This is a genomic window from Rhizobium sp. CF122 (assembly GCF_000282035.1).
In the GTDB taxonomy this organism is placed as follows: Bacteria; Pseudomonadota; Alphaproteobacteria; order Rhizobiales; family Rhizobiaceae; genus Rhizobium.
The window spans coordinates 151084-161280 of the sequence record NZ_AKKA01000095.1 but is presented as its reverse complement, the minus strand read 5'-3'; the positions used below and the strand labels follow the sequence as shown (position 1 = coordinate 161280).

The 10197-nt window shown below is 60.7% G+C and carries 7 protein-coding genes; 3 read left to right on the top strand and 4 right to left on the bottom strand.

Annotated elements, in window-relative coordinates:
* Window positions 1-81: 81 nt before the first annotated feature.
* The 4 genes from PMI09_RS24690 to PMI09_RS24675 form a co-directional block, all read right to left on the bottom strand.
* Entirely contained in the window at window positions 82-882 is an 801-nt protein-coding gene (locus PMI09_RS24690; protein WP_007800852.1) for an inositol monophosphatase family protein, read from the bottom strand.
* A gap of 29 nt (window positions 883-911) precedes the next feature.
* Window positions 912-1973: an ABC transporter ATP-binding protein gene (locus PMI09_RS24685; protein ID WP_007800850.1), complete on the bottom strand. Its 1062-nt coding sequence runs from the start codon at window positions 1971-1973 to the stop codon at window positions 912-914.
* Window positions 1970-4210 carry an ABC transporter permease gene (locus PMI09_RS24680; protein ID WP_007800848.1) on the bottom strand — a complete coding sequence of 747 codons (2241 nt, stop codon included), beginning with the start codon at window positions 4208-4210 and terminating at the stop codon, window positions 1970-1972. Before PMI09_RS24680 ends, PMI09_RS24685 begins: the two co-directional genes overlap by 4 nt.
* A gap of 80 nt (window positions 4211-4290) precedes the next feature.
* On the bottom strand, window positions 4291-5319 hold the full coding sequence (locus PMI09_RS24675; RefSeq protein ID WP_007800846.1) for an ABC transporter substrate-binding protein: 1029 nt from the start codon (window positions 5317-5319) through the stop codon (window positions 4291-4293).
* Between the two features lie 180 nt (window positions 5320-5499).
* On the opposite strand from PMI09_RS24675, the gene PMI09_RS24670 reads away from it, so the two are divergent.
* From PMI09_RS24670 to PMI09_RS24660, 3 genes are all read left to right on the top strand, one after another.
* Window positions 5500-6513, top strand: coding sequence for a LacI family DNA-binding transcriptional regulator (locus PMI09_RS24670; RefSeq protein ID WP_007800844.1), 1014 nt, complete (start codon window positions 5500-5502; stop codon window positions 6511-6513).
* Window positions 6514-6896: 383 nt separating this feature from the next.
* On the top strand, window positions 6897-8726 hold the full coding sequence (locus PMI09_RS24665; protein ID WP_007800842.1) for a sensor histidine kinase: 1830 nt from the start codon (window positions 6897-6899) through the stop codon (window positions 8724-8726).
* Window positions 8726-10072 (top strand): sigma-54-dependent transcriptional regulator, encoded by a 1347-nt coding sequence (locus PMI09_RS24660; RefSeq protein WP_007800840.1) that lies wholly within the window; start codon window positions 8726-8728, stop codon window positions 10070-10072. Before PMI09_RS24665 ends, PMI09_RS24660 begins: the two co-directional genes overlap by 1 nt.
* Window positions 10073-10197 lie beyond the last annotated feature (125 nt).

Sequence of the window (10197 nt, the reverse complement as noted above, 5' to 3'; positions counted from 1 at the left end):
GATAAGCAATGATCCGCTCTAGAGGCAAAGGCATAGACGGCAGCGCTCAGCCGCCGATGCCGGCCCGGTCCGTCAACGGCATCACACGCCAGCGAGCTTGCGCAGGTCGTCGATCGCACCTGGCGCGGCGGCAAGCACCGGCGCGCCTTTTGTCAGCTGTTCCCCGACCGTTGGGAAAGGATGGTACCAGCCGCCCGCTTCCCTCACGAGGCAGTATCCGGCCATGCAATCCCATGCGTGCATGTATGGCTCGTAGTAGCCGACGAGACGGCCGGCTGCGACATAGGCGAGCATCAGGGCGCCCGATCCATTGCGGATGAAATTGCCGCCGGCCTCCAGGAGGCTTTCGACTATCCCAGCGACGAGCGCCGGCGTGACGTGGTTATTGGCACCGATGCCTGTAACGGCGTTTCTGATGGTCCGCGACGCGTCCAGGGAAAGCTTCTTGCCATTCAGCGTTGCTCCCTTGCCGAATGCCGCAGCATAAAGCTCGTCATGGCACGGCGCGGAGATGACACCGACGACAGGCACGCCGTCATGCAGCAGGCCGATGGAGACGCACCAGTTCGGCATGCCGTTGACGAACGGACTGGTGCCGTCGATCGGATCGACGACCCAGGTGAACCCCGATGTGCCTTCTTCAAGGCCATACTCCTCGCCAAGCACGCCATCGGCGGGAAATGCTTCGTTGAACCGAGCGCGGATCAGGTTTTCGACATCCCGGTCGGCGATCGAGACCACATCCTGCGGGTCCCGTTTGGTTTCGATAACCAGTGTCTCGCGGCGCTTGAAGTAATCGAGCGCCACCGCTCCTGCCTCGCGGGCCACCGCCTCGGCAAGTGCAAAGCGCGCCTCGAGCCCTGGTACGACATGCGACGTCATAAAAATCTTCCCTTGATGAAATGCGGCGCTCAGCCGCCGATGATGGCAATCCCGCGATCCTTGAAGCCGATTTCCACCTCTGTCAAAGGCTGGAAAGCCCTCTCCATCGCAGGATCGACGACAAACAGAGTGCCGTTATTGGTTCTGACTTCATATTCCACGTGATCGCCGAGGTAGGCGGCGTGGGTGATCTGTCCGCTGAAAGCGCCGCCATTCTTCGGCGCCAGCGTGATGGCGTTCGGACGAACTGCAAGCTGCGCCGGACCCGGACGCATGTTGCGGCTGGCGACCCGATGCAGCAGGCCCTCGACGTTGATCGTCGCATGGTCGCCGTCGATACCGACAATATCGCAAGGCACGACATTCGCCTCGCCCATGAAGTCGGCGATGAAGGCCGATGCTGGCTGGTCGTAAAGGTCGCGCGGCGCGCCCTTCTGGGCGATCTCGCCGTCCTTCATGACGATGATCTGGTCGGAGACGGCGAGTGCCTCGTCCTGATCGTGGGTGACGTAGACGGCGGTGAAGCCAAGTCGTTGCTGCAACTCTCGGATCTCGGTCCTGACGCGGCGGCGAAGGCGTGCGTCGAGGTTCGACAGAGGTTCGTCGAGCAACAGCACCTGCGGCTCGAGCACCAGTGCGCGGGCAACCGCGACACGCTGCTGCTGGCCGCCCGAGAGTTCGGCGGGCAGGCGCTGCCCCATTCCGGCAAGGCCGACGAGCTGCAAGCCTTCTTCAGCCCTTTCGCGGGCTTCCTTGCGCTTCAGGCCGGAGGATTCAAGGCCGTAGGCGACGTTGTCGAGTGCCGTCATATGCGGGAAGAGAGCATAGGACTGGAAGACCATCGAGACGTCGCGCTCGTTCGCGGGCAGCATGGTCACGTCCTTGCCGCCGATCAGGATTTTCCCCGCGGATGGATGCTCGAGACCTGCCAGCATGCGCAGTGTTGTCGTCTTGCCGCAACCCGAGGGGCCAAGCAGGGTAACCAATGTACCGGGCTCGATCGTCAAGGAAAGATCCGGGATCGCTGTGAAGGCACCAAAGCTCTTGCGCACATTCTTAAAGACGACGGAACCAGGTTTGTTGGTGCTCATGCGGTTTTCTCCTGACCGAGAGGTGCTGAAGCGGTCGCCGTCGGTGCTGCGAGCGCGACGCGATTTTCACGCCGCAGCCGCCGTTCCCCGACAAGACGCTGGAAGCTCGCAATAACGGCGACCATGACGATGATCAGTGTCGAGGAATAGGCGATGGCGACGCCGTATTCGCCGTTCTCGACGAGGCCGACGATGTAGGATGTTGCCATGTTGTACTCGGCGCTGACGAGGAAGACGACGGCGCTGATCGAGGTGATGGCACGCACGAAGGAATAGACGAGGGCCGCCGTGATTGCCGGACGCAAGAGCGGCAGGATGACTTTGCGGATCGTCCGGAAGCTGTCGGCGCGCAGCGTCAGCGAGGCCTCGTCGAGGCTCTTGTCGAGCTGGCTCATCGCCGCCACACCGCCACGCACGCCGACCGGCATGTTGCGGAAGACGAAGCAGGCGACGAGGATCAGCGCGGTGCCGGTCATTTCGAGCGGCGGCAGGTTGAAGGCCATGATGTAACTGATGCCGATGACCGTGCCGGGAATCGCGAAGCTCATCATCAGCGCGAACTCGAATAGATTACGCCCGGCGAACTTCTGCCGGACGATGAGGTAGGCGGTGAGTAAGCCGACAGCGGCCGTGAGTGGGGCGGAGATCAGGGCGATCTCCATCGTCGTCCAGAACGAGTTCCAGGCGACCCCCGTCCAGGCCAGGCCGCCGTCATCGCGGAACCCGACCGAGAAAGCACGGATGTAGTGTTCGAATGTCAGCGAGTTATCGAGACCCCAAGTGCGTACGAAACCGCCGCACAGGATCATCGCATAGACGACGATGGTGAAGATCATCCAGGGAATGACGATCGCATGGACAGCAATCGAAAGCCCGCGCGGCAGCGCGATATGCTGGCCAGAGTCGCCCTTACCAGTAACCGTCGCGAAATTTTTACCGGAAAGCCAGAAACGCTGTGCCAGGAACGCCGAGAGCGTGAAGCAGAGCAGGATCATGGCGAGCACTGCCGCGCGCGACGGATCATTCTGCGAGCCGACGACAGCAAAGAAGATTTCCGTCGACAACACACCGTGGCTACCACCGAGTACCAGCGGATTGCCAAAATCCGCCATACTCTCGATGAAACCGATCAGGAAGGCGTTGGCGAGCCCGGGTTTCATCAGCGGCAGGGAGACGCGCCAGAAGGTGCGCCAGCGATCGGCGCGCAGCGTCTGCGAGGCCTCTTCCATCGACGGGCTGACGCCCTCAACGACACCAATCAGCACGAGGAAGGAGATCGGCGTGAACGAGAGCACCTGGGCAATCCAGATGCCGGTCAGGCCGTAGAGCCAGCGGCCGGGCTCGACACCGAGCAGGAAAGAGACGAACTGCGTGGCGACGCCGGAGCGGCCAAAGAGCAGCGTAAGAGCAAGCCCGACGACGAAGGGCGGAGTAATGATCGGCAGGATGGTAAGCAGCCGCAGCCCCTTCTTGAAAGGGAAGCGGGTGCGTGTCGCAACAAGGGCAAAGCAGAGGCCGAGCGTCGTTGAGCTGGCGGCCGTCATGATCGCCAGCCAAAGCGTCCGCCAAGCGACGCCGCAACGCTCGCCGCCCACCACACATCGCAGGCTCCAGACCGAAGAATCCTGAATATTCCCCAGGAAGCCGTTGGGATTGAAGGACCCGTCGAAATCCTGGAAGGCGCCGACGAACATGCTGCCGATCGGGTAGAAGACGAAGACGGTGACGAGGAAAATCAGCATGGCGATGGCGCTGACGACAAAGGCATCGCCTTTCATCACGCCGCGCTCGGCAAGCCCGAAGGAAAAGAAGAGCACGAAGACGAGGCCGACGACAACAGCACCCGCGCCCATCGAAGGTTGGCCGTCCGGCAGAGCGCCGAATAGCGTTTCACTGATCGTCCAGCTCCAGCCGGTAAAGCCGATCGCCAATCCCTGAAGTGCCAGAAACAGAAGGCCGAGGCCGCCCGCCCAGGCAAGCAGCGATCCGCGCCGGTGATGATCGGGAAGGAAGCGCGCGATGCCGCCAAGCAGAACAAAGAGGACAGCGATCGCGAGCCACCATCGGCCATGTGAGACGATCTGCACGATGCCGGGCGCCGTGGAGGGGTCACCCGGGAAATCAGACAGCCAGCCAAGGCCGAAGAAGCCGCCTTCGATCCGATACCACGGGAGCAGCATCAGGGCGACAACGGCAAAGACGAGAGCGATCTCCAGTCTGCGGTTGTGGTTCTTCATCGGTCGCTCCCGCTTGGGTACAGTATCATGCATTTTGGCCGGCAACCGGGAGCCGCCGGCCATTGTCATTGTGGATCAGATCAGTTGGCCTTCGCGCCAATTTCCTTGTCCCAGCGTGAGAGTAGCGCCTTGCGCTTATCCGGATCGCCGTAGGCCTTGAAATCGTAGTCGATCAGCTTGATGTCCTCGAACTTCGGCGACTCCTTCGGAACTTCTGCAGACTTGTTGGATGGTAGCTGGAAGGACTTGGCATCTTTCATGTGCGATTGCACATCGGCAGACAGCGCCCAGTCGTACCACTTCTTGGCGTTTTCGAGGTTCTTGGCGCCCTTGATGATCGACATCGAGCCGATCTCGTAGCCGGTACCTTCGCAAGGCGCGACGGACTTGACCGGGAAGCCTTCGACCGTCTGGGCGACTGCGTCATGCATGAAGACGATGCCGATCGTCGCCTCGCCGCGCGCGGCTGCCTTGACCGGCGCGGAGCCAGATTTGGTGTATTGCGAGATGTTGGCGTTCAGCTTACCGAGGTAATCGAAAGCCTTGTCCTCACCCATGATCTGGACGAGCGTCGCCAGGGTGGTATAGGCCGTACCAGACGAATTCGGGTTGGCGATCTGGATCTCGCCCTTGTAGGACGCATCGAGCAGATCGGCCCAGCACTTCGGCTCCTTCAGCCCCTTCTTCGTCAGAAGGTCGGTGTTGTAGCCCCAGCCGAGCGCACCGGCATAGACGCCGACCGTACGGTAATTGGCGCTTTCGGCCTGCTTCTTCGCCCAGTCCTGGAGCTGGTCGAGCATCGGCGACTTGTATTCCTGCGTCAGGCCTTCGCTTGCCGCCTGCAGATGCGGATCGCCCGTGCCGGCCCACCAAATGTCAGTCTTCGGGTTGCGCGCCTCGGCGCGAACCTTGGCGTAAGTTTCGCCGGAAGACAGGCGAACCATGTTCACCTTGATGTCGGTCTCTTTCTCGAATCGGTCCTTCATCATTTCGCAGATGACGACATCGGCCGAGCAGATCAGATTGAGATCACCGGCAGCATGCGCCGAATAGGCAACAAAAGACACACTCGCGACAAGTACTGCCGCGGCAATTTTTACCGTACGCATTGTTTCCTCCTGAGAAATATCGGCGCCTCCACGCCGCTCGCTCTTGCAAGCGCGTGCAAATGCTGCATGAGGCAAACGTGGCTGTCAATAGCTTTGGCGCCGAGATACCCAAATCATTCATTCGCTGACACTTGCACGCGATTGCAAGTTTGTGCACAGTCGCTGATATGGGAGGGGCCGTTGGGTAGCAAAGCTTACGTCCGTGCGCAGGAAGTGGCCGAAAGGGCGGGCGTTTCGCGCTCGGCAGTCTCGCGCACTTTCACGCCCGGCGCCAGCGTGTCGGCTGAAACACGCAGACGTGTGATGGAGGCCGCCGAAGTGCTCGGATATCACGTCAACGAGCTTGCACGCGGGTTGATGCGCAGGGAAAGTGGGATCGTCTGCCTTATCGTTTCCGATGTCGCGACCCCACACCGGTCCGTTCTGCTGCGGGAACTGACGCTGCAGTTGCAGAACGCCGGCAAGGTAGCAATGCTCATCAACACCGACCTTACGAACGGTAGCGTCGATCGGGCGCTGCGCCAAGCTATTCGATACCGCGCCGATGCCTCGATTATCCTCTCCGGGCTTCCCGACAAATCGATCGCGCAGCTTTGCCTGCGCTGCGGTCAACGCCTGGTCCTCATCAACCGCGACGACGACCAGCCCGGTCCCCTCAAGATCAATCTGGATGATTACGAGGCCGCAGGGCGTGCCGTGACCGCTTTTGTCCGTGCGGGGTGTCGCAAGCTCGCCTTTGCGAACTCCGAGGCCGGAACACCGAGCCTCATGGCGCGAGAACACGGCTTTGTCGCTGCGGCCAGGGCACTCGGGCTTGATGTCATGGTCGAGCGTCACGGCTGGACCGGCTACGCTGCCGGACAGGTGCTCGCGCAAAGGATGTTGACGCGCGCTGAGCGTCCAGACGCCGTCTTCTGTGCTACCGACCTTCTGGCGTGTGGCTTTATGGATGCGGCCCGCCACCAGTTCTTCATTTCCATCCCGCAACAGCTATGTGTCGCCGGTTTCGACGATATCGAGCAGGCTTCATGGCTTTCGTACGACCTCACGACGTTTGCCCAACCCGTGAAGGAAGTTGCCAAGACTGCCGTGGAATGGCTTTCCGAGACGCCAACCGACAGCGCTGGCAGTGAAAATCTTTCGCTCAGGTTCAAAGCGGAGCTCGCGTGGCGTGGATCAATTAGAGGTGGGTAAAGGCGGTTTTCAACGGGCCTTGGCGTCGGCGGATCAGGAGGACGAGGTGCCGCGGTCCTGGTAGGTACGGCCTTGTGTTGCTCGAATGGCGCGTCGGGATTTGGAGTAAACACGCACCATGTGCAGCCCGAGCGAGATGACTGCGATCAAGGTGGTGTCGCTTTTGGGTTCGCCATCTGGTTCGTGAAAGCCCAGCGCTTCATCGACGATCTTATGCAGACGGACATTGCATCCGCCAGGAAGTTCTGTCCGCCACTTGTTTCAAGTGTGCAGCGTCCAAGCGAACTGGTGTTAACGTGCACTCTTGGAAACTGCGGCTTTGAACTCTAGACTTGCCTGACGGTCGCAGTGGCCGCGGCGAGGGAAGGGAGGAGCCCAGGTTCGTGACGCAGCGATTTCGTGTCCTTGTGGGACTCTGCCTGTTATTGGCCGTTTGCTATGCTGCCATCTTTCCCGGCAGAGAATTCGCGACGCGAAGCTATATGGATGAGGCCTCATCGCAGGCCAGCTCCGCCTTGCGCCTTGCCGTCTCGGCACTTGCAGGGCATCTGAGCCGATACGAACCGCTCCCGGAGCTGATCGCCGATCACCACGATATCAAGCAACTCGTGAGTGATCCCGATAATCAGGCTCTGCGCGACAAAGCGAACGCCTATCTGAAAGAGATCAACAGCCTGCTTGAATCATCCGACATCTATGTGATGAGGATGAACGGCGATACCATCGCTGCAAGCAATCATGATGGCCCGACGAGCTTCGTGGGGGAGAATTTCAGCTACCGGCCCTACTTCCAGGATGCTGCAAAAGGCAGTCAGGCGCGGTTCTACGCGCTCGGCACCACGTCGCTGAAGCGAGGCTATTACTTCGCCTCGCCAATCCGGGTGAATGACACCATACGCGGCGTTATCGTCTTCAAGGTCGACATCGATTCGATCGAGGCTTCGTGGAAGGGCGGCGAGTACAAGATATTCGTGTCCGATCCGGAGGGCATTATTTTCATGACCGGCAGCCCGGAGTGGCTGTATTCCGGCATGCTGCCACTGACAGAGGAGCGCCTTGAACGCACCCAGGCATCGCGTCGCTATGCCGAAGCCGTCTTAAAGCCGCTTCCGATTGGCGAGCAGCGCGTGGGTGGTCATCGCCTGATCACGATTGCCGACGACGGCGCCGCCAGGGAATATCTGACGCTGTCTCACTACATGAATGACGCAGACTGGACCGTCAGTGTCCTGATGGACACAAGTTCCGTGCATGCACAGGCACGGACAATGCTCATTGCGGTCCTGCTTTCCATCGGCCTGTTTGGGCTGGTCGTCGCGATCGTGCTGCAGCGTCGCGCACGCGGGCAAGAGAGAATGCGCATGCAGATTGATGCTCGCAGTGAGCTGGAGCAGCGTGTCGAGGAGCGAACCGCTGATCTGGCGCGTGTCAATCAACGCATCGAAGAGGAAATCGGCGAGCGACGTCTGACAGAACGCAAGCTCCGCCAGACGCAGGCCGATCTCATTCAGGCAGGAAAGCTTGCCGGCCTCGGGCAAATGTCAGCGGCATTGTCGCATGAACTCAACCAGCCGCTTGCTGCCGCCAAGACCTATGTGGACAGTGCCGCGATGCTGATTGCGCGCAATCGCGTCGATGAGGCCCGTGACAACCTGTCTCGCATCTCCGCTCTGATCGATCGGATGGCGTCGATCAGCCGGCACCTGCGCAATTTCGCGCGCAAGCCGAACGAAAAGATAGGTCCAGTTTCGCTTGCGGCCGTAATGGCCGATACACTTGAAATCGTTTCTGCACGCCTGAAAGTGGCGGACGCGACGCTCGACATCGATCTTAGCGAACCGTCTGCCGCCGTGCAGGCAGGCTCGGTGCGCCTGCAGCAGGTTCTTGTCAACATCATCACCAATGCTGCTGATGCGATCGAAGGTTTTGAGGACAGGCGGATCCATATCGTGGCCGTTCGCGACGGGGCCAAGGTGGTTCTGACTGTCCGCGACCACGGGCCAGGTGTTCCCCCATCGATTGCCGATCGGATCTTCGATCCGTTCTTCAGCACGAAGGGCGTTGGCCGCGGCCTCGGGCTGGGCTTGTCGATCTCCTACAACATCATCAAGGATTTCGGCGGTAGCCTTTCAGTTGTCAATGCACAGGACGGCGGCGCCGAATTCCGGATCGTGCTTGATGCTGCGCCGGCAATCAGCGAGGCGGCTGAGTAATGAGTGGCAGCCGGATACTTCTGATAGACGATGAGGAGGAGATGCGTCGCTCTTCTGCCCAGGCACTCAGCCTGTTTGGGCTGGACGTGGTCACCTTCGCCAATGCAGAACCGGTGTTGGAACGTGTCGGATATGGCTTCGACGGCGTGGTGATCAGCGATATCCGGATGCCCGGCATGGATGGCATGACGCTCTTGCAGCGCATACGCGAGATGGATTCCGAGATACCGGTCATCCTGGTGACGGGACATGCGGACGTGCAGCTCGCAGTCAGCGCAATGCATGCCGGGGTCTATGACTTTGTCGAAAAGCCATTCGCGGCCCAGCACCTTGTTGGCATCATCCGACGGGCGCTGGATCGGCGCAGCCTGGTTCTCGAGAACAGGCGGTTGCGTGCCGTGGCCGGCAAACGCGACGACATCGAGGCTCGTCTGCCGGGACGCACGCAGGCAATGGTGGACCTGCGCTATCGGCTGCGAGCCATTGCGGCAACGGATGCCGACACACTGATCATCGGTGAGACCGGTGTCGGCAAGGAAGTCGTCGCCCGTGCGCTGCATGACACCAGTGCCCGGGCCGACAGGCCGTTCATCGCGATCAATTGCGCCGCACTGCCCGAGACCCTGATCGAAAGTGAATTGTTCGGACATGAAGCCGGCGCTTTTCCCGGCGCCCTTCGACCGCGATATGGCAAGTTCGAGCATGGCCGTGGCGGCACGATCCTGCTCGACGAGATCGGTTCGATGCCGTTCGATCTTCAGGCGAAATTCCTGCGTGTCCTGCAGGAGCGCATTATTACCCGTTTGGGCTCCAACGAACCGGTATCGCTCGACGTGCGCTTCATTGCCACGAGCAAAGTCGATCTGGAGACAGAAGTGGCGCGCGGGCGTTTTCGCCCTGACCTCCTTTACCGTCTCAATGTCGCGACGATTCACGTGCCCTCGCTTGCGCAGCGACAGGCCGATATTCCGCTGTTGTTTCTCCAACTGGTTCGAGAGGCGGCGGCCCGCTACGGGCGCAGCGACATGGAGGTACGGCCGGAGACGATCGGCAAGATTGGCTCGCGAAGCTGGCCGGGCAACGTGCGCGAATTGCGCAACGCCGCCGACCGACTGGTTCTCGGTCTCGACCTACAGCCTGAGGACGCGGCTTTGCAAAACCAAAAGCTCGCCGACAGGGTTGCCGCCTATGAGCGCGGCCTCATTGCCAGCGCGCTTGCCGCCCACGGTGGAAGCTTGCGTCCGGTGTACGAGATGCTCGGCGTGTCGCGAAAGACGCTCTATGAGAAGATGCAGAAATACGGGCTTGAGAAAGGAGGGGCGGGGGATGACGAGCTCGAAGCGTGATGGGTGGAAATCCACCCATGATTCCGCGCGTTTGTCCCCTTTCCCACCCATCTTGTGCTATATGATGCAGGAAAATGCGACAAGCAGCACCTCGCGCGGTTGTCGGGCGCATTGAGCGCACCACA